General features: G+C 36.5%; 25 protein-coding genes and 1 pseudogene. 4 read left to right on the top strand and 22 right to left on the bottom strand.

Features of this window, described 5'->3' with window-relative positions; genetic code table 11:
* The first annotated feature begins 12 nt into the window (after positions 1 to 12).
* Positions 13 to 528 carry a uracil-DNA glycosylase family protein gene (locus tag A9P82_RS06650; RefSeq protein ID WP_066205704.1) on the top strand — a complete coding sequence of 172 codons (516 nt, stop codon included), beginning with the start codon at positions 13 to 15 and terminating at the stop codon, positions 526 to 528.
* Here the strand turns inward: A9P82_RS06650 and A9P82_RS06655 are convergent.
* From A9P82_RS06655 to A9P82_RS06710, 12 genes are all read right to left on the bottom strand, one after another.
* Positions 519 to 2,102, bottom strand: a complete 1,584-nt coding sequence (locus A9P82_RS06655) for a peptide chain release factor 3 (protein ID WP_066205707.1) — start codon at positions 2,100 to 2,102, stop codon at positions 519 to 521. The genes A9P82_RS06650 and A9P82_RS06655 overlap by 10 nt on opposite strands.
* A gap of 282 nt (positions 2,103 to 2,384) precedes the next feature.
* Positions 2,385 to 3,164 (bottom strand): penicillin-binding transpeptidase domain-containing protein, encoded by a 780-nt coding sequence (locus tag A9P82_RS06660; protein ID WP_066205711.1) that lies wholly within the window; start codon positions 3,162 to 3,164, stop codon positions 2,385 to 2,387.
* Positions 3,165 to 3,188: 24 nt separating this feature from the next.
* Positions 3,189 to 3,707, bottom strand: a complete 519-nt coding sequence (locus tag A9P82_RS06665) for a nuclear transport factor 2 family protein (protein ID WP_082915262.1) — start codon at positions 3,705 to 3,707, stop codon at positions 3,189 to 3,191.
* Positions 3,704 to 5,005 carry a DUF4861 family protein gene (locus tag A9P82_RS06670; protein ID WP_197492262.1) on the bottom strand — a complete coding sequence of 434 codons (1,302 nt, stop codon included), beginning with the start codon at positions 5,003 to 5,005 and terminating at the stop codon, positions 3,704 to 3,706. The genes A9P82_RS06665 and A9P82_RS06670 overlap by 4 nt, the downstream gene beginning before the upstream one ends.
* A 97-nt stretch (positions 5,006 to 5,102) precedes the next feature.
* Positions 5,103 to 5,933 carry a 5-dehydro-4-deoxy-D-glucuronate isomerase gene (kduI, locus tag A9P82_RS06675; RefSeq protein WP_066205714.1) on the bottom strand — a complete coding sequence of 277 codons (831 nt, stop codon included), beginning with the start codon at positions 5,931 to 5,933 and terminating at the stop codon, positions 5,103 to 5,105.
* Between the two features lie 76 nt (positions 5,934 to 6,009).
* Complete coding sequence (gene kduD / locus A9P82_RS06680) at positions 6,010 to 6,780, bottom strand: 2-dehydro-3-deoxy-D-gluconate 5-dehydrogenase KduD (RefSeq protein ID WP_066205717.1); 771 nt, start codon at positions 6,778 to 6,780, stop codon at positions 6,010 to 6,012.
* Positions 6,781 to 6,792: 12 nt separating this feature from the next.
* On the bottom strand, positions 6,793 to 7,974 hold the full coding sequence (locus tag A9P82_RS06685) for a glycoside hydrolase family 88 protein (protein ID WP_066205720.1): 1,182 nt from the start codon (positions 7,972 to 7,974) through the stop codon (positions 6,793 to 6,795).
* A gap of 30 nt (positions 7,975 to 8,004) precedes the next feature.
* On the bottom strand, positions 8,005 to 9,042 hold the full coding sequence (locus tag A9P82_RS06690) for a LacI family DNA-binding transcriptional regulator (RefSeq protein WP_066205725.1): 1,038 nt from the start codon (positions 9,040 to 9,042) through the stop codon (positions 8,005 to 8,007).
* A gap of 172 nt (positions 9,043 to 9,214) precedes the next feature.
* Positions 9,215 to 10,234: a dipeptide epimerase gene (locus A9P82_RS06695; RefSeq protein WP_066205728.1), complete on the bottom strand. Its 1,020-nt coding sequence runs from the start codon at positions 10,232 to 10,234 to the stop codon at positions 9,215 to 9,217.
* 18 nt (positions 10,235 to 10,252) lie between these two features.
* A complete protein-coding gene (locus A9P82_RS06700) occupies positions 10,253 to 11,935 on the bottom strand; it encodes a PolC-type DNA polymerase III family protein (RefSeq protein ID WP_066205731.1) in 1,683 nt (560 codons plus the stop codon).
* Positions 11,928 to 14,438: a hypothetical protein gene (locus tag A9P82_RS06705; protein ID WP_066205734.1), complete on the bottom strand. Its 2,511-nt coding sequence runs from the start codon at positions 14,436 to 14,438 to the stop codon at positions 11,928 to 11,930. Before A9P82_RS06705 ends, A9P82_RS06700 begins: the two co-directional genes overlap by 8 nt.
* Before the next feature lie 197 nt (positions 14,439 to 14,635).
* A complete protein-coding gene (locus A9P82_RS06710) occupies positions 14,636 to 15,841 on the bottom strand; it encodes an IS4 family transposase (RefSeq protein ID WP_066205739.1) in 1,206 nt (401 codons plus the stop codon).
* Between the two features lie 181 nt (positions 15,842 to 16,022).
* Here A9P82_RS06710 and A9P82_RS15725 point away from each other — a divergent pair.
* Positions 16,023 to 16,142: pseudogene (locus A9P82_RS15725) on the top strand (IS982 family transposase); the annotation flags it as partial.
* Positions 16,143 to 16,412: 270 nt separating this feature from the next.
* Here the strand turns inward: A9P82_RS15725 and A9P82_RS06715 are convergent.
* From A9P82_RS06715 to trpS, 3 genes are all read right to left on the bottom strand, one after another.
* Complete coding sequence (locus A9P82_RS06715) at positions 16,413 to 16,808, bottom strand: VOC family protein (RefSeq protein WP_066209673.1); 396 nt, start codon at positions 16,806 to 16,808, stop codon at positions 16,413 to 16,415.
* Positions 16,809 to 16,922: 114 nt separating this feature from the next.
* On the bottom strand, positions 16,923 to 17,567 hold the full coding sequence (locus tag A9P82_RS06720) for a deoxynucleoside kinase (RefSeq protein WP_066205748.1): 645 nt from the start codon (positions 17,565 to 17,567) through the stop codon (positions 16,923 to 16,925).
* A gap of 57 nt (positions 17,568 to 17,624) precedes the next feature.
* A complete protein-coding gene (trpS, locus tag A9P82_RS06725; RefSeq protein WP_066205751.1) occupies positions 17,625 to 18,620 on the bottom strand; it encodes a tryptophan--tRNA ligase in 996 nt (331 codons plus the stop codon).
* A 123-nt stretch (positions 18,621 to 18,743) separates the two neighbouring features.
* Here trpS and A9P82_RS06730 point away from each other — a divergent pair, with 123 nt between their 5' ends.
* On the top strand, positions 18,744 to 18,995 hold the full coding sequence (locus tag A9P82_RS06730) for a hypothetical protein (protein ID WP_066205753.1): 252 nt from the start codon (positions 18,744 to 18,746) through the stop codon (positions 18,993 to 18,995).
* A 79-nt stretch (positions 18,996 to 19,074) separates the two neighbouring features.
* Here the strand turns inward: A9P82_RS06730 and A9P82_RS06735 are convergent, their stop codons facing one another.
* The 6 genes from A9P82_RS06735 to rpsL all read right to left on the bottom strand — a co-directional run bounded on the left by A9P82_RS06735 (position 19,075) and on the right by rpsL (position 22,558).
* Complete coding sequence (locus A9P82_RS06735; RefSeq protein ID WP_066205757.1) at positions 19,075 to 19,404, bottom strand: type II toxin-antitoxin system PemK/MazF family toxin; 330 nt, start codon at positions 19,402 to 19,404, stop codon at positions 19,075 to 19,077.
* Entirely contained in the window at positions 19,397 to 19,657 is a 261-nt protein-coding gene (locus A9P82_RS06740; RefSeq protein WP_066205760.1) for an AbrB/MazE/SpoVT family DNA-binding domain-containing protein, read from the bottom strand. Before A9P82_RS06740 ends, A9P82_RS06735 begins: the two co-directional genes overlap by 8 nt.
* A gap of 54 nt (positions 19,658 to 19,711) precedes the next feature.
* Positions 19,712 to 20,689 carry a YpdA family putative bacillithiol disulfide reductase gene (locus A9P82_RS06745; protein WP_066205763.1) on the bottom strand — a complete coding sequence of 326 codons (978 nt, stop codon included), beginning with the start codon at positions 20,687 to 20,689 and terminating at the stop codon, positions 19,712 to 19,714.
* 81 nt (positions 20,690 to 20,770) lie between these two features.
* A complete protein-coding gene (locus A9P82_RS06750; protein ID WP_066209675.1) occupies positions 20,771 to 21,514 on the bottom strand; it encodes an MlaE family ABC transporter permease in 744 nt (247 codons plus the stop codon).
* A gap of 91 nt (positions 21,515 to 21,605) precedes the next feature.
* Positions 21,606 to 22,073, bottom strand: a complete 468-nt coding sequence (gene rpsG, locus A9P82_RS06755) for a 30S ribosomal protein S7 (protein WP_066205768.1) — start codon at positions 22,071 to 22,073, stop codon at positions 21,606 to 21,608.
* A gap of 104 nt (positions 22,074 to 22,177) precedes the next feature.
* On the bottom strand, positions 22,178 to 22,558 hold the full coding sequence (gene rpsL / locus A9P82_RS06760) for a 30S ribosomal protein S12 (protein WP_066205775.1): 381 nt from the start codon (positions 22,556 to 22,558) through the stop codon (positions 22,178 to 22,180).
* Positions 22,559 to 22,675: 117 nt separating this feature from the next.
* Between rpsL and A9P82_RS06765 the strand changes: the two genes are divergently transcribed.
* Complete coding sequence (locus A9P82_RS06765) at positions 22,676 to 23,182, top strand: GNAT family N-acetyltransferase (protein ID WP_066209677.1); 507 nt, start codon at positions 22,676 to 22,678, stop codon at positions 23,180 to 23,182.
* 82 nt (positions 23,183 to 23,264) lie between these two features.
* Here A9P82_RS06765 and A9P82_RS06770 read toward each other — a convergent pair whose 3' ends face one another.
* Positions 23,265 to 23,621 carry a winged helix-turn-helix transcriptional regulator gene (locus A9P82_RS06770; RefSeq protein WP_066205783.1) on the bottom strand — a complete coding sequence of 119 codons (357 nt, stop codon included), beginning with the start codon at positions 23,619 to 23,621 and terminating at the stop codon, positions 23,265 to 23,267.
* Between the last annotated feature and the right edge of the window lie 71 nt (positions 23,622 to 23,692).

Raw genomic sequence — 23,692 nt, forward strand, 5'->3', positions numbered from 1 at the left:
TTTATCGGTAAAATGAAAACAGAACATCATCCATACGAACCGTTTATTCCCGAGAACCTCGAAATACTGATTGTGGGTAGTTTTCCGGGCAAAGAACAAACGCAATCGACTGAACTTTTGAATAACTGGTTTTACGGTGCACCCCGCAACCAGTTTTGGAAAATTATAGAAAGCGTATTTGAAAAAGAACTGAAAACCAGAGAAGCAAAGCAGCAGCTATTTTATTCGTTAAACATAGGACTTGCCGATGTAATTCTGAAAGCAAAACGAACTGCAAACACCAATCTCGACCAGAACCTTGACATAGTAGAATGGAACGACAAAGCGCTGAAAATAATTTTACTGCAATATCCGAATGTATGCGTGCTATGCACAAGCAAATTTGTAGAAAAACATTTCAGAAAACTATTTCCCTATTTCAAAAACATCCGGTCGCTCCCATCGCCATCGCCGCGATACGCAACTATGAGCCTAAAAGAGAAAGTCGAAGCCTATAAAAAAATGCTCGCAATCTTTGATCACTTATGAATCTCGCTCGTAAAGTGAAATTGTATATCAGGATTGTTGGTAATTTCTGTGTTTAAAAACCATTCGCTTTGCGCCAGATAAACAGGATTTCCGTCTTTGTCTTCCGCAGCATTTTGTTGTTTAAACCGAAGAAAATCTTCCAGCGTTTTCGGACTTTCCGAAGTGAGCCAGCAAGCTTTATAAAACGGCAATGTCCGGAACTCAACAGCCGCGCCGTACTCTTGCAACAAACGGTATTGTATCACTTCAAATTGCAGTTCGCCCACACAACCGATAATCTTTTTATTGCCGCCAAACTGTGTAAAAAGCTGCGCCACACCTTCGTCTGTTAACTGTGCCACGCCTTTCTCCATTTGCTTCGTTTTCATCGGGTCTTTATTGACCAGCTCTTTGAAAATCTCGGGCGAAAAAGATGGTATTCCTGTGAAATAAAATTTCTCTCCTTCGGTCAGCGTGTCGCCTATTTTAAAGTTGCCTGTATCGAACAAACCAATCACATCGCCGGGGTAAGCATCTTCGATAATATCTTTACTACGCGCCAAAAAACTGTACGGATTGTTGAATCGAATATCTTTATCCAAACGCACGTGTTCATAATATTTTCCACGCTCGAATTTGCCGCTGCATACGCGCAGAAACGCAATGCGGTCGCGGTGTTTCGGGTCGAGATTGGCATGAATTTTAAATACAAAGCCACTGAATTTTTCTTCATTCGGTTCAACAATTCTTGTCGTCGTTTCTCTGTGTTGCGGGTTTGGCGCGATGCGTATAAATGTGTCCAACATCTCTTTCACACCGAAATTATTTACCGCGCTGCCAAAAAATACAGGAGCCGTTTTTCCGCTTAAATAATCTTCAACATTCAATTCGCCGTAAACGCCGTCAACCAATTCAACGTCTTCACGTAAAGTATTTGCATCACTCTCGCCTATTTTTTGAGACAAAATTTCGTTGTTCAAATCTTTAATTTCAACACTGTCTTCATCGGCTTTGGTATTGGCAGTAAAGAGCAATAAATTTTTATCGTGCAGATTATAAACACCCTTGAAATCCTTGCCGCTGTTGATAGGCAGCGTCATAGGATGCAGGTCTATTTTTAATTCTTTTTCAATTTCCTCTAATAAATCAAACCTATTTTTTCCATCGCGGTCCATCTTGTTGATGAACACAATTACAGGCGTGTCGCGCATACGGCACACTTCCATCAGGCGGCGCGTTTGGTCTTCCACACCGTTCACACTATCGACTACAAGAATTACGCTATCCACCGCCGTGAGCGTGCGATAAGTATCTTCGGCAAAATCTTTGTGTCCCGGCGTGTCAAGCAGATTAATTAAAAAATCTTTGTACTCAAATGTCATCACAGAAGTCGCCACCGAAATACCGCGCTGTCGCTCGATTTCCATAAAGTCGCTCGTAGCGTGCTTTTTAATCTTGTTACTCTTAACTGCGCCCGCCGTTTGAATAGCGCCGCCGAATAGTAACAGCTTTTCTGTCAAAGTGGTTTTACCCGCATCCGGGTGGGAAATAATAGCGAAGCTTTTTCTGCGACTGATTTCTTTTTCGTAACTCATAATTTCAAGTCAATTGTCAATAGTCAATATATTATAAAAATGACCGATTGACTATTTGACCTAATCATTTTTTTAGTGCGCAAAGGTAAGTATATCTGCAAAATATCATACACATGAAATGAGCCATAAGAACTTTGCATACCCAAAGAGATGATTATTTGGCGAAACAGAGTTCGGCGCAGCTAATTCCATCTGACCGTTAAAAACAATTAAAAAATAAACAGATGAAAAACAGCTAATCAAGCGCATTCCAGAACTTTTAAAAAGCTGCACAAAAAGAAATTATTTTTCTCCTTTGAAAAATCCTTCGTAAGTCAAAATGTCTTTCAATGTTTTTTGTAAAGATTCCTGAGATGCAGTTGCAGCAATGCTTTCAGCATTGATAACAAAAAAATAAATGTGCTTATTTTCTTCGATCCAACCGAGCGCCCAACCAATATTTTTGTTCCAGGAAGTTTTGTAAGAAAATGAATACGCTGTGTTGCTTTCTCTAAGCATCATGTCGCGTACAATTTGCTGTGTACGTTTTTGGAAAGGCAAGGAAGAGGCATATAATTTTTCGATAAAACCCAATTGCTCGTCAGCTGTGATTTTCAGTGAATCATTCGACCAGAAATTATCGTTATCGGAAAGGATTTTAACCTTGCCATAATGCAAACTGTCGAGCCAAAATTGCAGCGTGTCTTTCCCGACGGACGAAGCAATGGTTGCAAAAACGGCGCTATCGCTATTTTTAAAAGCGTCTTTAAGAATTGCAGTTTTTGATGTATCCGGCAATGTTTTTACAAGCGAATTTTGATCATTTACTCTCCCTGTTTCAATGGCTATTAATGAGCTTACAATATCAAAACTTCCACCGGGCAAATAAGAAGAATCTTTATAGCGATGCAAATCGTACACCGTAAACGTTTGGTGCGAATTGTCGTACAAAGCAAATGTTCCTTTTAAACCATTATCGGTAAAATATTTTTGAAGACTATCGTCAACCGTTACATTGTTGAGCGTACAACCGCTAAATACAAATATGATTGCGCATAACAAAATACTGTAATTTCTCATCATTAAAATTTTGGCAAATGTAAGGCTTTATTGCTGCGGTTTCACAGCCTGCCGAGCGAGCAAACGCCATTTTCCACCCTGTTTTACCCAAACCAATAAGATGGCAAGTTTTACGCTGCCGGGAACTTTATTGTCAAAAGTTTTTGCGGTAAGAATATGGCGCACACAAGCCGTACTGTCAATAATATCAACGGTTTGGTCAGACAAATCAATACTTAAAAAATCGGAACGACCGGAAGTAATACCATCCACAAATTCTTTTTGACTTTGCACCAAGCCTGTCGAATGTGCATATTTTAAATTCCGGTAAGTCAATGCGTATAATTGAGAACTGTCCGCATCAATCATGGCTTTGGTCAGTTGCTGAACAGCAATTTCCACTTCACGTGTTTCTTCTAAATATTGTTTATAATGCTCCGGTAACGGCGGCTTTTTATATTTTTGTATTTGTACATCCTGCACTTTGAAAACTTTTGCTTGTGCCTTAGTTCGCTGCGTAATGCCTGCCATACAAAGTATCAGCAATACAACTATAAAACGTTTCATTTTTTGTTTTTTATTAATGTAATGATTGGATTGGAAAATTTTTCTGCTTCCGAATGAAGAAAATTTACAAAATTATTTTCATCTTTAAACAACGTATTTGTTTTATTCCAGCACGCGAAATATCGATAAACAGCAGGTTTCAGCGAATTTACTTTTTCTTCGCTAAGATAAGTTTGCGTAATATCAGATGCAGCCGTTACTTCTTTTCCAATCGACCAAAATTTGGAAAAGTCTTCCGCTCTGGAAAAAATTGCCATGCCTAAATCATCTTTTATTTCTGATTGTTTTCCAAAACTGTACAAGACTTTTGTATTTCCTGAAGAAAAATTGCCGCTGCGATTATCATAAAAATTTGCAATGCCCATATCCACTTTTAAATCTTTAGGAAGGTGATGTCCCTTGACAAATATTTTACTTTGATAAAAATATTGCCCGCCCCAGATGCTGATGTATTCAACCACTTCAACAGGCTGATGATTTAATTCCCAATGATAATCCATTTTAAAAATTGCTCGAATAGGTCCGTCCGCAATTTCATCATAAGATTCGGATTTAATGTTCAATTCGCCCAAACGTACCAACGTATCTTTACCGTTTTCCAACTTATAAGAAAATGCCAAACCGCCCGCCCCGAGCGACTTTCCGACGGCGAGTATGTCCATTCCCCAGGCTGATAATTTGTGATAACTGTTCTTAGGATTTGCGCCAACGGTGTCCATGACCATGCCCGGAATGCGTTTGCCGTAAATATCTTTTGCATTGCGCGTATCGAAATACAGGCGAAAAGCAACTTTATCATTTTCCCAGCCGGGACCTTCCGTGAGATAAGTCGGAAGCGCGTGTTTTGAAAAATCTGTCGGCTTGTTTTGGTAAGGCATATCCACGTGCTTTACTGATGGACCGAATTTGTCATCGGCATTTTTCAACTTCATACGCACATGAGCAAGTGGCTGGACATTAGTATCCATCAATGTTTCAGACTTTTTTAATTTTAGTGTTACGGTTTCTTCCGGTTTGAAAGAATATAAAAAAACAGCTTCGTCCCAAATGCCATCTTGATTTATATCATCAAATTGCACAACAAGCGGAGTGGCATTTTCTTTATAAATTCTTACATATTCATTCGGTTGCAACTTGCCAATTTTACTTTCAATTTTTTTTCTTGAAAGTACAATCAACTCGCTGTCGCGTTGTAGGTTCAACGGATTTTTCAAGACAATAAAACTTTTATCCGCTTGCGCAAAAAGATTTAACGAAAGAGAAATCAATACAACTAAAAGAATAGTCTTCTGTTTCACCTGTTTATTTTTATTGTTTTTTAATTGCCAGATGGAATGAGCCAAAATAATCATCGCCTTGTGTATGCAAAATGCTTATGGCTCATTTCATCATGCTTTATTTTAAATCTTTAATGTCCACCATATCCATATCCTCATAGGTATAATTTTCGCCTGCCATTCCCCACACAAATCCGTAGTTTGATGTGCCGCAACCCGCATGAACAGACCACGGCGGCGAAATAATCGCTTCATTATTGTTCACAACTAAATGCCTCGTTTCAGTCGGCTCGCCCATCAAGTGCAGCACTCTTTGGTTTTCAGGAACATCAAAATAAAAATACGCTTCCATGCGCCGCGTGTGCGTGTGCGCAGGCATGGTGTTCCAAACGCTGCCTGTTTCCAAAATAGTTAACCCCATAACTAATTGACAACTTTGTATTCCTTTCTCATGAATGTAACGATAAATGGTTCTTTTGTTCGCCGTTTCCGCGCTACCCATTTCGCCGCCCGATGCCTGTTCTTTGTGATACAATGTGGTTTCATATCTCCGATGCGCCGGCGATGACAACATATAAAATATTGCAGGCTGTGTTGAATCTTTTGAAGAAAAGAAAACTTCTTTGGTGTCTTTGCCGATATACAAACAAGATAATTTTTCTAATTCATAAATAATACCATCCGCTTCTACAATGCCCGCGCCACCTAAGTTTACGACGCCCAATTCTCTTCTTTGTAAAAAGAAATCGGCTTTTAATTCTTCTTCATTTTGCAAAAATATTTTTTCGTTTACAGGTCTTATACCGCCGACAATCACGCGGTCGTAATGACTGTAAACGAGTTTCAACACATCGTTTTGTATTAAATTTTCAATTAAGAAATTTTCGCGCAATGCAGCCGAATCCATTGCTTTAGTTTCTTTCGGGCTGTTTTGAAATCGTACTTCCATAATATTGTTTTATTGTTTTTTGTGCCACGAATGCACGAATTTTTTCTCACGATTCACGCCTCACTACTCACGATTTTTACCGCGCCATCCAGCCGCCATCGATATTTAAAATCGTTCCATGCACATAATCAGATGCTCTGGATGCGAGATAAAGTACGGCGCCTTTCAAGTCGTCCGGTTCGCCCCAACGACCGACGGGAATCCGCTCCAATATTGACTTTGAGCGAATCGGGTCGTTGATTAAATTTTTTGTATTGTCAGTAGCAATGTAGCCCGGCGCAATGCCGTTTACGTTCACGCCTTTGCCCGCCCATTCATTTGCCAATGCTTTTATTAAACCTGCTATTGCCGATTTGCTCGCTGTGTAACTTGGAACATTGATACCACCTTGATATGACAACATCGATGCCGTAAAAATGATTTTCCCGTTGCCACGCGCAATCATTTCTTTGCCAAATTCTCTTGCCAAAATAAACGGCGCATCCAGATTTATTTTTAAAACTTTATCCCAGTATTCATCGGGATGCGTGGCAGCAGGCTCGCGCATGATTGTTCCTGCATTATTTACGAGAATATCAATTTGTTTAAAATCATTTTTTACTTTGTTTATAAAATCATACAGCGTTTCGCGCGAGGAAAAATCGGCATTGTATTTTGTAAATTTTCTTCCCAAACTTTTTATCGTTGTTTCTGTTTCCGACTCATCGGGAAAACTTGATGAAACACCAATAATATCAGCACCCGCTTCTGCGAGCGCAATTGCCATTGACTTCCCGATTCCTTTGTTGGAACCCGTTATCAGTGCAGTTTTTCCTTCGAGATTAAAATATGAATCGAGTAAGCTCATTGTTTTATTTTTTTATAAATACCATTCTTTATATCTGTGTAATGCTTCGAGAAAATAATAATCGGCATACGTGAGCGGCACATCCACTTCTGAATGCGCAGGCAACGAGCCGACACTATGCTTCAAAATGAAACCGCCGTTTTCGCCCAATTTCGCACGGTATTCCGGCGACGATAAATTGCGGATAATTTTTTTTGCATCAGCAACATATTGCTTACGTTCTTTTTCATCTACATATTGTCCAAGCTCCAGAAATGCAGACGCCATCACACTTGCAGCCGATGCATCGCGAGGCGCGTCGGGAAGATTGGGTGCATTATAATCCCAATACGGAATTAAATCTTTCGGCAAATTGGGATTGGTCAAAATAAAATGTGCGATGTGCTTTGCCTGATTCAAATATGCTGTGTCTTTTGTGAAACGATACATCATTGTATAACCATATAAACCCCAAGCCTGCCCGCGACTCCAAGCCGATGAATCATTCGCACCTTGCGCTGTAACTCTTTTAATAATTGCACCTGTTTCAGGATTATAATCCACCACATGAAAAGAGCTGTAATCTTTTCTGAAATGGTTTTTCATAGTTGTATTAGCGTGCAATTCTGCTATTTTTTGAAAACGTTTACTCCCGCCGTGCTGCGCATCCCAGCACAGCAATTCAAGATTCATCATATTGTCAATAATAACCGGGCAACGTAATTTTTTGCTGGAATCCCAAGATTGAATTGCCGGAATCTTCGGTCTGAATCTTGTCGAAAGAGCAGCAGCAGAAGTGTCTATAACAGCTTTGTACAAAGGGTTGTGCGTAATTCGATAAGCATTGCCAAAACTCGTAAACATCATAAACCCCAAATCGTGCGTATGCGTATTATGGTCTTCTTTTTGCAGTATTTTCAGCCGTCTTTCTGCCTCATTCAACGCAAATGTATCTTTCGTATTTTCATAAATGTACAAAAGACTTCCGGGATAAAACCCGCTACACCACCAGTGCGTATCGCTTGTTTCCCACTTATTGTCTTTCGCATAATATGTTTTGGGCATTCTGTTTTCGGGTGTATGCTGTTGCAAAATTTTATATTGCTTGTCGGCAAATTCAAACTGCTTCTTTATCAACTTACGCATATTTTGCGCGTTCAAAAAGCCAACCGTAAATAATAAAATCAATAAAATAGGAAAACGTTTTCTTATCATTTTATAAATTGTTTTTGCATAATAAATTTTTTACGCAGAAAATCTTCTTATCAGTTGTACCGGGATAACAGTCGGCTCTTGCAAAACATCCTCTGTGTTTGTTCTGCTTAAGATGGACATCAACACTTTCACAATTTTTTCGCCCATTAAGTCGGGATATTGTTCAATTGTCGTGATTGAAGGACTGATAATAGCACTGCGAGGGTCATTGGAATAACCGATTATTTTTAAATCTACAGGCACATTCAGTCCTATTTCTTTTGCATATTCCAAAGCAGCAATTGCCGATGTATCATTGTCCGCAACAATACCGTCGGGTACTTTTGATTTTTTAAATATCTTCTCCAAATCTCTGCGCGCATTATCATAAGTAAGCTCGTGATGAAATATCCAGTCTTTGTTGACGGGAATATTATTTTGCTTCATCGCTTTTTCAAAACCGGCAGTTCTGTCGAGATACAAATTACACGACAACAAGCCGGATATATGGGCAATTCTTTTACAACCTAACTCAATCAGATGATTTGCCGCAAGATAACCGCCACGGACATCATCGCCTTTTATCAATATAGCCGAAGTTTTTTGCATAGGTACGCGGTCGTAAAAAATAACCGGAATGCCGCTTTTCATCAACAAATCAAAATGACTAAAATCAGTTGTCTGCAAAGTGCAGGCTGCAATCACTGCATCCACTCTTGTGGAATGTAATGTCTTTACCAAATCTTTTTCCATTTGCAAAGAGTCATTCGACTGGCAAATCATCACATTGTATCCTTGCTTGTATAAATGATTTTGCACCACAGTAATTACCGCTGCATGAAAAAACATGGAAATACGCGGCACAATTAAACCAATAGTTTTAGTCTTGTTGCTTCTCAATCCGGAAGCAACATTATTGCGATGATAGCCCAATTTTTCAATCGTATCCAATACACGTTTCTTGGTTTCTTCTTTCACGTAAGGATGATTGTTCATCACGCGCGAAACAGTCGCTGGCGACAATCCCGAAGCCTCAGCCACATGAAGTATCGTATTACTTCCCATCTTATCCTTTACAGCTTTCTTCATTATTCGCTTTTATTTTAAAGAAAAGATATTGAAAAATTTAGTTTTCACAAATAAATGCTTTCAATATATCAAAAATAAAGAATTTTTGTGAAAACGTTTCCACAAAATACCATCAAAATATAAACAACAAAATCTAATCACAAAAAGTGGAGAATGTTTTGGGCAACAGGTTTTATTCCCAAGAAAATTTTACTCCTAAGCCGGCATATCCCGATAAAGAAACAACACCGTTTTTAATATTCAAGCCCTCGGGTTTATTGGTTTTTAAAAGCAAAGGACCATCCACATCCACCAAATCGAGCTGAGGCAGAAAATTTGCAACCGCAGCAGAGCCTATTTCGGTTTCATTCATGCTGCCCATCATCACTTTTAAGTTGAGTTCACGGGCGCGTTTTATCATACGCAACGCAGGCGTAATGCCGCTGCATTTTGTAAGCTTGATATTGATGCCGTTAAAATGATTGAAACATTTTTCAACATCGTTTTCAAATACACAGCTTTCATCGGCAAACAATGGAATGGGAGATTCTTTGTATAAAATTTTCATGCCTTCCCAATTATCTTTTGCCAAAGGTTGTTCAATCATTTCAACGCCAAGTTCTTTCAGCTTTGGTATTTTTTGCAAGGCTTCGTACAAAGTCCAGCCGGCATTTGCATCTACGCGGAAAGTCGCATCTGTCAAGGTTCGGAGCGATTGCACGATTTCAATATCTTCATCTGTGCCTAATTTTATTTTATAAACCGGATAAGGATTTGCCTTGATTTTTTCTTGCATTTTTTCAATCGAATCTATACCGATGGTATAATCGCAAAGCGGAACATTTTTCCATTCGGTTTGCCATAATTTATACAAAGGTCGCCCTTTTAATTTTCCATACAAATCCCAACAAGCCATGTCTAATGCACAAACCAAAAACGGGTTTTGCGGAAAAAGATGATGCAGGTAATGCCAATATCTTTCAGGGTCAGTTAATGCAAATTTTTCCACGAAATTTTTTTTCGCTTCCAAATCTTCTATCATTTTTTCGACTGTAATATTGTAATAAGTAATTGCAGGCGCTTCGCCAAAACCCATGTGGTTGCCAAGTTGCAGCGAAACAATCAACGCAGGCTGATGCGTTTTGGTTCTTCCGTTGGATATGGTAAACGGATATTGAAATTCGGAGTTGATAGATTTGTAGTTGAGTTGCATTATTTTGTACAGTTATAATTAACTCTGATATAAAGTATTATAAGGATATATCAAATTCTCAGGTAGATTTTTTTCTATAATTCTTGTAACAAATAAATTTAACTCTTTTTCAAAGTTTGGTTTGGAAGCTATTAGATTAATTGTTGGCTCAAAATATTCACTTTCAATAACACTTTGACCGTATTCATTTGGGAAAATTAAGTTTAAATAACTTATTTTCATATTAGGATTTCCATTTATTCCTGTGTTGATAATGTACTTTTCAATTAAATCTGGTAGATGAATGCTTCTTACGGTTTGAAGTTTCGAATACTTCGCATCAAGAATATAATATTTCTTTTTTTGTTCAATTTTATTAAAAATCTCTATGATATAGTCAGGATTGTAATAGTTTCCTTTCTTTATGTCAATTCTTCTAAGTTCTGTTTCTTGTATCGTTTTTGAAATATCATAGAATTTTTGTTCATATAATAGCCTTATACTATAATTACTACTATCAAAAATTATTTTCTCAATTATTTCATCATTTCTATCAGAAGATGCAATAATATTAAACAAGTCTAATCTTAACTTTTGTCTTATTGATTCAAGAATTATATATAAGTTATAAACTTCATAGAGTTTACTTAACTTACTTATATTTAATAGTTTAAATTCTCCAAATAAATCAAACTTATAATCATTCAAGTTTTTTATTAAGCTAAAGGCTTTTTTATAGTGTAGTTTTTGAGCAAAAACTGTCGTTAAAATTGGTTTTTCTATTTTAGGTTGTACTTCTTTAAAAAGCTTTTGATATCTATTAAATAGTTTAGTTACTTTTTTTTCTAACGAAGTAGAGTCATCAAAAAGTTTTATAAAAGGAATTCTTTTTAAATCCCTAAAATCTGCATATAATTCGTCTTTATTTGGTTGGACATTGATGTTTGAATTAATTTCAGATTTTAATTGACTTAGTTTTTTCAGAATAATCTTAAATGATCCTAAAATAATTTGATTTTCATAAATATTAAATGAATTTATATTTTCAGATGTTTTGATATTGTCAATTATTCCATATTTATTACTGATTTTTATTGAATTAAAATGACCTTTGAAAGAATTGTCAAAATATATTTCGTCTAAATTATTTAACATCCAATCTACTGTATCGACAGTAACTTTGTCAGAATCATATTTAGTTTTTTTATGAAATTTTCTCAAAACAGTGTGGGGTAAATTTTCAAAAGAAAAATATAATTTCTCGAAAGTTGATACAAAATTTTCAATGAATGAGATTAACTTAGAAGTTTGCCCTAATTCAAATCCTTTTCTTTTAAAGTCTAATTCGTATGTACTTTTAGAAAAGAAAATATTGAAAAGTTTGTCTTCTTTTTTCCATAGATAAATGAAAATATCTTCGATTTCTGATAATTTTAGTTTTTCAATTTTGATGTTGAAAAGAAAAATTTCATTATTCAAATTTAAACTTGCGTAGCCAAAATAATTTTCAAAATATCTAAATTCTAATAATTTTATTTGATTGCCATTTTGAGATAATTTATTTGAATCAACAGGAATGTCTTCAATAAATACATTGTTGGATATTATATTGTCAGACGTATAGAATATCTCATATTTTCCCAATTCATAAACAGTATAAATATTATTTGAAGGGACAACCTCTATCTTTTTGTCTTTATTTACCAGAAATATTTTAAGCATAAGTCAGGGTTAAGAAATAATTATAATTTCCTTCAAAAATACTGTCTTCATTCCCTGTTTCAATAATTCGTTTTAGAATTTCACTAGATTTTTTCAAATCGTTTTTTTCAAAAACATTTAGTAAATCTTCCAGATTGTTTTTTGCAGAATCTCCCTGTAAATTTATCATAGGTAAGAGTCTTTGAGCAACACAATAGTCTAATGGGCGAGAAACTTCTTTTTTCATCCAGTTTTTAGCTACTAAACAATATCTTTTAATAGCTATTTCCACTCGTGGGCTTATTGGAATTCTAAGAGTTTTAAAACGTTTCTTTATATCATTAAAAATCAAGTTCAATTCATCAGATAACTCAACATTTTGTTTTTCTTCCTGAAAGTCAAAAAGATTAAAAAAATCAATACATTTTTGATATGAAATATTCAACCTGTCTATTTCCTCGACCGAAACCGTATCGATGTTAAAACTATTTGCCGGAATTTGAATTATGTTTGCTCGATCAATTACTCTGGGAGATAACCCCTCAGTTGTTTGGTCGTAATTGATTGTTGCTATAAATCGAAGATTATTTGCAAACTCCAGATTTAAGTTATTCCCTAGTGGAATTGATAAAAGACTGTTTTGCTTTGCAGTAGAATCTGTTAAATTATAAAACGTTGACCAATAATGTTCTATAGGGCTTAGATTCGCCTCGTCTAAAATTATATATGCCATTGGAGAGTCTAAATACTTTTTGCTTTTAGACTCATAATCTAGTTGGGTCAATAATTCATAAATACCTGTGGGTGCAGAATGAAATTTATTAGTTAATGGATTTTGAAAACCAATTAAATCTTTTTGAGAAGACCATCCACGGCTTACTGACACTTCTGAAATCCTCTCTTTTGGAGATAATATTTTTGTTAATAATCTTGCTAAACTGGTTTTACCTGTACCTGGAAGTCCTGCTAATACTGTTAATGTGTTTTGATGAATTGAAATTAATAAGTTATCAATAAAATGGGTATCAAAATTTCTTCCATTTTTATTCAAGATTGAAACCAAGTCTGTTCTTAATTGGAGATAATCAGAATAAGTATCTAAAATAGAAAAATCGGTAAATTCTTTATCTTCTTTTTTATCATATTCGGATAAGTCTCGTCCACTAAAAAAATCAAAGTATTTTTTATTTTTAAATAAATCAATTAATCCTTTCAGAGAATCTCTTTGAGTCTCTTGATTCTCCACTTTTAATTTATCAACGGAATATTTTAAATCCTCTTCCGCTTTTTTTAATTCTTGAAGTTTTTCTTTTACAAAATTTAATTCTTTTGATTTACTCTCGGTTTCAGTTTTTATATCATTCTCCAAATTGTCTTTCTCATTTTGCAAAACAGTTATATCATTTTCTAAGCCCGATTTAATTTTAAGTAATTCTTCTTCCTTCGTTTTATTAAGATTTTCTAATTCAGAACTTACTTTTTGTAATTCCTCTTGCTTTTGATGTAACTCTTGTTGGATTATATCTTTTCTTGTTGAGAATGTTTCAACATTGCTTTTTAGTTCAAACTCTTCATTTTGTAGTCTTTCAATTTCAATTTTTATGTTGTGAATCTCTGGAATTAGTAGAGCAAGTTCTTTGTTTGAAAATATTACGTTCTCAGTATTTTTAATAATTTCAGCAATTCTCTTGTTTTCAGATATATATTTGTCTATTGATTTTATTTTATATGTTTTACTCAGAATATCTAATAAATTTTCTATATGCTGTTTATCAAAAGTTTCTGAATTTTCAGTTAGTACAAATTTAAACTCTTTAATTATTTCAGTGTCATCCTTGAAATCAAGAGTATTTAAAAGTTCAAATTTATTAAAAGAAGGAATATGAATTTTACGAGTAACCTCATTAACCGTAAATTCAATATAAATTTCATTTGTAAGTTTATATTCTCCAAAAGGTTTCCATAGATTTTTTTCTACGTTGAAATATCCTTCACTATCCTTTCCTAAAACTTTAAATGGTCCAACAATCTTATTATTTGTTTCAATAAATATTGGGGTATTATCTTCTACATAAATATCTAGTATTAATGAATCTAAATAAGAATCCAATAATTTAATTCTAGAAGTTGATTCGTCTATTATTCCATTAAATATTTCAACAACATCATTTTTATCAGTTGGATAGATATAAGAATCTACTGTAGCGCATTTAGGTAACTTAGAGCCTTCATAATATCTAGAATTGTCGTATATATTTCCAAAAGATATTTTAATCAGCTCGTTTAAATGAAATCTTGATAAAGACCTGTCGTTTATAGTTTTATGAGGAATTACGACTATCTTTTCCATATCATCATTATTAATATCCTGAACCTGTCCATTCTCATAATATAAAATCGGAATAATATTTCGATCAGGAAAATCTTCATCTTTTACCGCTAAAACATAATTGCTTGAACTAAATCTATGTGCATAATCATTCCTGTAACTAAACTCGAAATCGCTTAAGCTTCCCTTTTTCATTTTAAATAATTTGAATAATTAAATTTAGATATAATTTTTGAATGTTAATCTAATAAACAAGAAATTAATAATTTGTATAAAAAATCATTATTGTCCGACTAAAATCGGGTATAAATCTGCTGTAACTCTCTATAGTAAAGGACTACAGCATAAAAAGTTATTGTTTCAAAATTGGGGGAGTACCCCCGATTTTTTTTCTATGGTGTAAAAGCAAAAGAAGCGTTGTGTGTTTTTCTCCATGCCTTATACGTGTCTTTGATAAACTCTAACAACGATACATAGCTCATCAGGTGCAATCTTATAACGGTGATCATGTTGGCAAAAGATTTCCTGGTTGCAGCTTTCTTCCTAATGACCACCATCAGCAGTTGTGCTATTAGTACGCAATATACCTGCATTTTAATAGCATTCACACTATTGCCCCAAAAGTAACGCAACGGAAAGTTCTGCTTGATTTGCTTGAACAACAATTCTATCATCCACCTGTTTTTGTATATCGTGGCTATCTGCGAAGCCGGTAAAGTAAAATTGTTGGTAATGAACACATATGCCTTGCCATCCTGGGTCTGGAACGTGATGCGCCTTAGCTTGAGCCGTTGTTCCTGTCCATTGCCGGTTTTTACCCCGATGGTGATGTATTGTTCTTTCAACACGCCTTTTGCATTTTTTTTCTTTGTTCTGTCCACCAATACTTTGGTTACGTGAAAAACAGCATTGTCCTTCATCCTGGTAACAAACCATATTTTCTGTTCCGTCCATTTCAAAAACTGACGATACACATTGTAGGCTTTATCGAACACCAGCCAACTGTTGGCAGGTAAATCCAACTCGTACAGAAACTTACGGTCATGCTCCCGGGCGGCGGTCATACGCACAAACTCAGCCACTCCGCTAAAGGCATCCATCATTGTGTGTACTTTGATGCCGCCTTTCTTGCGGCTCCCGTCTTTAGTGTTGCGCCCTACGCCACGAAGCAATTCGCTGAACAACTGAATAGTGCTGCTGTCAATTATTTTCAGATTACGGATGCTCAAGCCCCTTAACCGGCTGTCCGAGATAAAACTGTGGTATTGCTGTAACAATTCGGTATAAATCGTTTCGAACACCAGAAAACTTCTTTTGCTGTTGGCATCCGACAGCGTGCTGCGCGCAGGCGCTTTATCAAAACCCAGGTGAACCAACTTGCCTTCACAGGCTAACATCCCCTCGCACAGCTCCCGCAAACCGTTGCAATAGCTGAATACACCATACAGCAGGCTTATCAAATGTATACGTACCGGTAATTTCTTGTAGTACCGGTTGGACTGGTGTTTTCTGACTGCTTTGTTTATCAAAGAACTGCTTATTAAATTTAATATCTGCGATAATATCGGCTGTCCGGTAAATTTTATAATTTCACTCATTAGTTATTGTTTAAGCTTGGTAACTCAAACTTAACTAATCGGGCGGTTCTTCGGAACCGCTTTTTTATCTATTTTAGTCGGACAATAGTGATAAAAAATATGTAATTAACCCAAGTTGCGGGTTATAAAAGAGAAGAGCATAAGATATAACTTTGAGTTACGACACAAAAAGTAATATCAAATGCTCAACGAGGATAAAATTATAAGAATATTTTGTTTGATAGATGATTTATTAAAAGGTATTGGACATCAGGAAGATGTTTGTTGCCGGGTAAGCGACAGCGAAGTAATAACGACGGCAGAAACAACGGATATTTCATCCCAAAGGGATGACATGTTATAGTAGAAATACGACCTGCACGTTTGCCCCCTTCGGGGTTGAAAGCCTGATAATAATCATTCGTTCATCATTTTACACGTAAAGTTCTACGCTTGATGCGCATTAATAACTAACTTGTTGCAAGCCGTCTTTTCTATGAGAAGGCGGTTTGCATTTTATAAAGTCGACATGAGGCGACATAATAAAAATGCGCGGCGAGAACACCGCACACAGCATACAACAATAATTTGTTTAATTCAAAAACGGATTATATGCCACTTCCCAAAAGTTATTTTCAGGGTCGGAAAAATAGCCGCGATAACCGCCCCAAAAAACAGGTTCGGGCATTTTTTGTATGGTTACTTTTTTCTCAATCAGTGTTTGAAAAAAATCATTCACATCTTCTTGTGAAGGCAAGTTTATAGCGAGCGCAAAATTTTTATACCCGGCTAAAACCTGCGCCGTTCCTATATCTTCAGCCAATTCTTTTTCAGGGAACAAAGCAAATGTTAATCCGTTATCCATTTTAAAAAACACAATTCCTTCTTCATCATTACTTGTTTTCCAACCGAGCATATCTTTGTAAAAAGATTTCATTTTGTCTAAATCTTTTACACCGATTGTGATGAAAGAAATGTTTTGAATCATATTATTTTTTATTGAGATTCCCGCTTTCGCGGGAATGACGTGCAAGCGTTATCAAATATAATTTTCTTGTTCAATTTTTTTCTTCAAAATCCTTATAATCCCATAAATCATGGTTTAAAACAGTCCATACAAAAGCCCATCCACTTTGTTGATAATATTGCCGAGATGCTCTTCATTTTCTGCAAAGTTGATGTTGTCCACATCAATTACAAGCAATGGACCTTCTTTGTAACTTTCAATCCATTTGTCGTAGAGAACATTTAGTTTTTTCAGATAATCGAGGCGAATATTATCTTCATATTCCCTGCCTCGCTTTTGAATCTGTGCTACCAAAGCCGGCACCGACGCTTTTAGATAAATCAATAAATCCGGCGGCTTTACCATGCTTTTCAACGTCTTGAAAAAGTTGTAATAATTATTAAAATCGCGTGTGCTCATCAGGTTCATATCGTGAAGATTGGGCGCGAAAATATTGGCATCTTCATAAATGGTTCTGTCCTGAATCACGGTTTCCGTACCATTTTGGATTTCGAGCAATTGTTTCAAACGACTGTTGAGAAAATAAATCTGCAACTCGAAACTCCAGCGCGACATTTCATCATAAAAATCGTTGAGATAAGGATTGTGGTCAACATCTTCAAACTGCGGAATCCATTTGTAATGCTTGCTCAACAGTTGCGTGAGCGTGGTTTTCCCCGCTCCGATATTGCCCGCGACTGCGATGTGTTTAGGTTTGTTTTTGGCGGTAGCTTTTGCCATTATTCCAATAAATTAAAAAGTAAACATTTAAGTTCCGGGAAAAACCGGCTTAGCAAATTAATATTTAATTCCCATACTTTCACGCACAATTTTTATAGTTGCGCTTGCGCTTTCACGCGCTTTAGCGGCTCCTTTGCTCATCACTTTTTTCAAATACGTTTTGTCATTCTGAATAGCTGTGGCTTTCTCGCGAATGGGCGCAACAAACTTCGCCATATCTTCCGCCAACTGCTTTTTCATATCGCCGTATCGAATGCTGCATTTATTATAATCTTCTTCAAATTTTTTCAATGTATCTTCCTCACTTACCAGACTCATCAGTGTAAAAATGTTTTCAATATAGTCAGGTTTCTGCGAATTATCTTCCGTAGGACCGGAATCGGTTTTTGCCTTCATGATTTTTTTACGAATCAGTTCATCATCATCCGAAAGATAAATCGTAGCCATTTGGTTTTCACTCTTGCTCATTTTTCCATTGCCGTCGAGACTCATAATCTTAACCAAATCATGGCTGAAATTAAAGGCTTTCGGCTGAGGGAAAACCTCGCCGTACCTGTGATTGAAGCGTTCCGCAAAATTGCGCGCCATTTCCAAATGCTGCTCCTGGTCTTTGCCCACAGGTACTTTTACCGCGCGATGAATAAGAATATCCGCAGCCATTAAAACAGGATAGGTAAGTAATCCTGCATTTACATTTTCGGGTTGCAGGCGCACTTTATCTTTGAACGTAGGCACTTTTTCCAACTCGCCTTTGTAAGCAAGCATATTGATATATAAATACAACTCCGCAATTTCGGGAACATCGCTTTGCACATAGAGCGAAACTTTTTCAGGGTCAAGCCCGCAAGCAATATTTTCTGCGAGCACGCGATGCACGCTGTTTTGCAATTCTTTCGTGTCGGGATGCGTAGTTAAGCTGTGCCAATCGGCTACAAAAAAGTAACAATTATATTCATTCTGCATACGCACATAATTGCGCATGGCGCCAAAATAATTTCCAAGATGAAGAAATCCCGTTGGACGAATTCCGCTTAAAACAACTTCTTTTTGCATGGCAGCGAAGATAAGTATTTTGAGAGGATAAAAAGATGCAATAAATTTGTGTTACCTTAACAAAATCAATATGATTGAAGATACTAAAATAGAAACTTTGAAAGCAGAGAAGAGTGGGATAAAATGATTGAGGATTTAAATAAAACAAAAAAGATTTTCCCTAAAATAGTTATTGGCATGCTTCTTCTGACTTTTGCTCTTCCTTATATATCATTTAGAATAAGTAGAACAATAAATGAAATGATTTACACTCAAGAAATTACTTTTTGGGGATTTATAGATATCTTCCTTATTATATTCTTGTTTTTTGTTGAAATGATTTTTCCACGAGTAAAAATAAAACGGCTTAATGAACTTATAAGCCATAAAGAATAACAATATTTCAATTCCTATTTTCCAAAATCCTTTTCACAATTTTCTCTGTAAAAGCCCGTCCGTACTAAGTTTATTAAAATTATTTGAAGTATTCAAAAATAGTCAGCGTAATTAATTCTCTGTATTCTTCTTTAACAGGTTGTCGGTCTATGGAAACAATTCGTTCTTTAGATACGGTACGAATTTGTTCAATGCACACGCTGCTTTTTCTTTTGTTATGCATAATCGTAATTCGCATTGGAAGCTCTTTAATCGTAGAAGTCAAGGGCGCAATCGTAACAATGTTCAACGTATTGTTGATAGCATTTGGCGAGAGAATAACGCAAGGTCGCGTTTTCCTGATTTCGTTGCCTTTTGTCGGATCTAAATCTACCCAAACAATGTCCCATTTTTTACAGTTCTTAATCATCTAAGCCGTCAGTTAGAGCAGTATCAAAATCTGCAAATTCATCGTAATCATATTCGTTTTTACTTTCGGCAAGTATTTTTTCCCATTGTTCCTGCGGCACAACCTTTCTTTGGAGCGGCTCTATCAAAATCGTTTCATTTTCCAATTTCAAACGCACTTCATCGCCAAGAACATGAAGCATTTTTTTAGGTATCACAATGCCTTTGGAATTTCCTATTCTAACCACTTTTGTTTGTGAAATTGCGACTTCCATATAAATTTGTTTAACGGCAAAGTTAGTGTAATTACACGTTATTACAAACTAATTTTATCCTTTCTTCTCCAAAATCCTCTTCAAAATTTTCTCTGCATGAACCCTTGAATTTTCGATAAACCATTTGTGCGTGTTCATGCCGCCGCAAACTACGCCTGCAAGGAAAAGCCCGTCCACGTTGGTTTCCATCGTATCGTCATTATAAGAAGGAACAAAATCATCGGCTTCGTTTAAATGAATACCGAACTTTTTCAGCATATCAAAATTTGGTCTGTAGCCCGTCATTGCCAGTACAAAATCATTTTCCAGCGTTACAATATTTCCATCGGCATCTTTCAGCACTATTGCATCTTCTTTTATTTCCAAAAGCTGCGATTTAAAATACGCTTTGACACTTCCTTCCTTAATGCGGTTTTCAATATCGGGCTTTACCCAATATTTCACACGTTCGCCGATTTCGCTACCGCGAATTAACATCGTAGGTTCGCCGCCTTTTCGCCATATTTCCAAAGCCGCATCAACGGCGGAATTATTCGCGCCAATAATCAAAACTTTTTGCCCGACATAAGGATGCGCTTCTTTGTAATAATGATGCACCTTGGGCAAATCTTCACCCGGAACATTCATGTAAATGGGAATATCGTAAAAGCCCGTAGCTACAATTACATTCTTCGCACGATATATTTTTTTTGAAGTAACAACGGAAAAAATTCCATCGTTTTGCTTATTTACTTCTTCTACTTTTTCATACAAGTTTATATTCAGCTCTTTATTACGCGCCACGCTTCTGTAATACTCCAAAGCCTCTTGTCGTCCGGGTTTCGGCGCAAGACACATGAAAGGGATGTTGCCAATTTCCAATCTGTCCGCCGTTGAAAAAAACGTCATGAACAAAGGATAGTGATACAAACTATTGACCAATGCTCCTTTCTCCACAATTAAATAATCCAATCCGTTTTTTTGCGCTTCAATGCCACAGGCAAGACCAATCGGTCCGGCACCAATAATGAGTATGTCTAAAATTGAGTTCATGGATAATAGTTCATTGTTGTGAGACGTGAAACGTCAGTCGTGAGAAAACGCCACTCACGTTTCACGATTCACTTCTCACGTTTATAATAATATCGCCGCCAAAATATAATCAGCAAACAAAATCATGATACAACTAACCACGACTGATTTTGTACTTGCACGACCGATTTCGAGCGAACCGCCTTTTACATAATAACCAAAATATGCGGAAATACTGCTGATAAGAAAAGCAAATGTGTATGATTTGATTAATGCAAACACTACGCTAAACGCCGTAAAATTCTGCCGCGCTCCCTGGTCATAAACATTCGGCGAGATAATGCCTGCCATGCTTCCGGCAACACGACCGCCCCAAATACCTACAACAATGGAAATTACAACCAAACAGGGAACAACCACAATCGACGCCAAAATTTTAGGCAGCACCAAATATGACGCGGAATTAATTCCCATAATTTCCAAAGCATCTATTTGCTCCGAAACCCGCATGTTTCCAAGCTCCGAAGCCACTTTACTGCCTACAACGCCCGCAAGTACAATGCTCAAAACCGTTGGCGATAACTCGAGTATCATACTCTCACGCACAATCTGCGCGATAGTTGCCTGAGGTATCAACGGACTTACCAACTGATAAGCCGTTTGTACTGTTGTAACCGCGCCAAGAAACACAGAAATTATCAGTACAATGGGCAGTGAGCCGTAACCGATTTCATAGCATTGGGTCATAAATTCTTTCCAATACATTTTGAAATTTTCAGGCTTGCTGAACATTAGTTTCAACATCTGTAAATATCTGCCGAACGAAGTAAGAAAACTTGAAAACATACTATTATAATATGTTTTGCAAATTAAGGCATTTAAAATAAAAAAGCCGTTCGCGGGCGAACAGCTTTTACAATATTTAAGTTTTATTCCGTTAAACTTTGAAATGCGAGAATGCTTTATTTGCATCCGCCATACGGTGCGTATCTTCTTTCTTTTTGAAAGCAGCACCTTCGCCCTTGCTTGCGGCAACAATTTCGTTTGCCAATTTATCTGCCATTGTTTTCCCGTTTCTGTCGCGGCTGTAACGAACGAGCCATTTAATGCTCAGTGAAATTTTTCTATCCGGACGAACTTCCACAGGAATCTGAAAAGTAGAACCACCGATTCTGCGGCTGCGAACTTCAACAGATGGAGTTACATTTGCCAATGCTTTTTTCCAAACCTCATAACCGTTTTCTCCGGTAGTTTTGGAAACTTTATCCAAAGCATCGTAAAAAATAGTTATAGCCGTACTTTTTTTACCGCTCCACATTAAGTTGTTTACAAAACGTGTAACCACGATGTCATTGTATTTAGCATCAGGTGCTAAAGGAATTTTCTTTGCTTGCGCTTTACGCATTTGTTTTAATTTTTAATGTTGGCTGAACTTCTTCAAGTATTAAAACTTTACTCAGCCGTTATGAAAAAATATTTATACTCTTTCCCTCTTTAGGGGTTAAGGGTTTATTTCTTAGCTTTTTCTTTCTTAGCGCCATATTTGGAACGGCTTTGCTTGCGTCCTTTTACGCCCGCAGTATCTAAGCTACCGCGAACAATGTGATAACGTACACCCGGTAAATCCTTAACACGACCACCGCGAATCAATACGATAGAGTGTTCCTGTAAATTGTGCCCTTCTCCGGGAATGTAAGCGATAACTTCCACTTTGTTGGTCAAACGCACCTTTGCAACTTTACGCAGAGCCGAGTTTGGTTTTTTAGGAGTAGTGGTATATACACGAGTACATACGCCGCGACGTTGAGGACAAGCATCCAACGCTCTTGATTTACTTTTTGCTTTGATGGTCTCGCGACCTTTTCTTACTAATTGCTGTATAGTAGGCATTCTAAAATACTTATTTTTTTAACGGACTGCAAAGGTAAGTATATTATTTACACATTTCAAAATTTTCACGGATAAATAATGAAAAACGGCAGGTTTCTTCATTATTTTTGTCGAATTATGCCTGACAATTTACCAAATAAGTTTTTTGAGATTCGGGAAATTCGGTCCGAAGATAATCCGACTGTCGCAAAAACGATACGCGAAGTATTTCACGAATTTGATGCGCCGCAATGTGGAACAGTTTACTCCGACCCGACAACGGATAACTTGTATGAGCTTTTCCGTACACCGAAATCAGTCTTTTTTGTGGCTGAGATAAATGATATGATTGTCGGCAGTTGCGGAATTTATCCAACGGAAAATTTGCCCGAAGGCTGTGCAGAATTGGTAAAATTTTATATTTCCAAAGAAGCACGAGGCAAAGGCTTGGGAAAAATATTGATGGAAAAATGTTTTGAAGCCGCGACTAATTTTGGCTATACACAATTATATATTGAAAGCCTTCCCGTATTTTCAAAAGCCGTTTCCATTTATGAGAAAAACGGGTTTAAAAGATTGGAAAACCCTTTGGGAAATTCCGGACACCCGACATGCAATATTTGGATGATAAAAAATTTGGTGTAAAATTTCTCTTATTGATACATCATTTCTTTCCGAGATATTTTGTAACACTCATTGGGTTGGATTAGAAAAAACATTCGGTAATCTATTTCCCCACAATTTTCTTTCGGTGTACAACTCCCCAATCTGAAAGATTACTGATAATGGTTTGCAGCGTATTGCCATGTTCCGTCAGTTCATATTGAACCGTTATGGGTTGCGTCTCTAAAACGCTTCGTTTTATCAATTGGTTTATTTCCAATTCCTTTAATTCTTTGCTCAACATTCTGTTGGAAATCCCTTCCACATCGTTCAAAATATCGGAAAAACGCCTTTTGCCGTAACAGCAAATAGATGAAATAATGGAAATTTTCCATTTCCCGTTCAGCGCATCCATCGCGTCCTGAACAGACCTCATTCTTTTCTTTTGCTCCTGCTGGAACTCTGCTATTTTACACCCCATAATGTTACTTTGTTACACCTGTGTTACTGTTATTTTTGAGCACAAAGTTACTAAAAATAACTTACCGATTC

The sequence above is a fragment of the Arachidicoccus sp. BS20 genome (assembly GCF_001659705.1).
In the GTDB taxonomy this organism is placed as follows: Bacteria; Bacteroidota; Bacteroidia; order Chitinophagales; family Chitinophagaceae; genus Arachidicoccus.

Coding starts and splice junctions, on each gene's coding strand:
- A9P82_RS06650 (WP_066205704.1), top strand. CDS start 13: ATGAAAACAGAACATCATCCATACGAACCGTTTATTCCCGAGAACCTC.
- A9P82_RS06655 (WP_066205707.1), bottom strand. CDS start 2,102: ATGAGTTACGAAAAAGAAATCAGTCGCAGAAAAAGCTTCGCTATTATT.
- A9P82_RS06660 (WP_066205711.1), bottom strand. CDS start 3,164: ATGATGAGAAATTACAGTATTTTGTTATGCGCAATCATATTTGTATTT.
- A9P82_RS06665 (WP_082915262.1), bottom strand. CDS start 3,707: ATGAAACGTTTTATAGTTGTATTGCTGATACTTTGTATGGCAGGCATT.
- kduI (WP_066205714.1), bottom strand. CDS start 5,933: ATGGAAGTACGATTTCAAAACAGCCCGAAAGAAACTAAAGCAATGGAT.
- kduD (WP_066205717.1), bottom strand. CDS start 6,780: ATGAGCTTACTCGATTCATATTTTAATCTCGAAGGAAAAACTGCACTG.
- A9P82_RS06685 (WP_066205720.1), bottom strand. CDS start 7,974: ATGATAAGAAAACGTTTTCCTATTTTATTGATTTTATTATTTACGGTT.
- A9P82_RS06690 (WP_066205725.1), bottom strand. CDS start 9,042: ATGAAGAAAGCTGTAAAGGATAAGATGGGAAGTAATACGATACTTCAT.
- A9P82_RS06695 (WP_066205728.1), bottom strand. CDS start 10,234: ATGCAACTCAACTACAAATCTATCAACTCCGAATTTCAATATCCGTTT.
- A9P82_RS06700 (WP_066205731.1), bottom strand. CDS start 11,935: ATGCTTAAAATATTTCTGGTAAATAAAGACAAAAAGATAGAGGTTGTC.
- A9P82_RS06705 (WP_066205734.1), bottom strand. CDS start 14,438: ATGAAAAAGGGAAGCTTAAGCGATTTCGAGTTTAGTTACAGGAATGAT.
- A9P82_RS06710 (WP_066205739.1), bottom strand. CDS start 15,841: ATGAGTGAAATTATAAAATTTACCGGACAGCCGATATTATCGCAGATA.
- A9P82_RS06715 (WP_066209673.1), bottom strand. CDS start 16,808: ATGATTCAAAACATTTCTTTCATCACAATCGGTGTAAAAGATTTAGAC.
- A9P82_RS06720 (WP_066205748.1), bottom strand. CDS start 17,567: ATGGCAAAAGCTACCGCCAAAAACAAACCTAAACACATCGCAGTCGCG.
- trpS (WP_066205751.1), bottom strand. CDS start 18,620: ATGCAAAAAGAAGTTGTTTTAAGCGGAATTCGTCCAACGGGATTTCTT.
- A9P82_RS06730 (WP_066205753.1), top strand. CDS start 18,744: ATGATTGAGGATTTAAATAAAACAAAAAAGATTTTCCCTAAAATAGTT.
- A9P82_RS06735 (WP_066205757.1), bottom strand. CDS start 19,404: ATGATTAAGAACTGTAAAAAATGGGACATTGTTTGGGTAGATTTAGAT.
- A9P82_RS06740 (WP_066205760.1), bottom strand. CDS start 19,657: ATGGAAGTCGCAATTTCACAAACAAAAGTGGTTAGAATAGGAAATTCC.
- A9P82_RS06745 (WP_066205763.1), bottom strand. CDS start 20,689: ATGAACTCAATTTTAGACATACTCATTATTGGTGCCGGACCGATTGGT.
- A9P82_RS06750 (WP_066209675.1), bottom strand. CDS start 21,514: ATGTTTTCAAGTTTTCTTACTTCGTTCGGCAGATATTTACAGATGTTG.
- rpsG (WP_066205768.1), bottom strand. CDS start 22,073: ATGCGTAAAGCGCAAGCAAAGAAAATTCCTTTAGCACCTGATGCTAAA.
- rpsL (WP_066205775.1), bottom strand. CDS start 22,558: ATGCCTACTATACAGCAATTAGTAAGAAAAGGTCGCGAGACCATCAAA.
- A9P82_RS06765 (WP_066209677.1), top strand. CDS start 22,676: ATGCCTGACAATTTACCAAATAAGTTTTTTGAGATTCGGGAAATTCGG.
- A9P82_RS06770 (WP_066205783.1), bottom strand. CDS start 23,621: ATGGGGTGTAAAATAGCAGAGTTCCAGCAGGAGCAAAAGAAAAGAATG.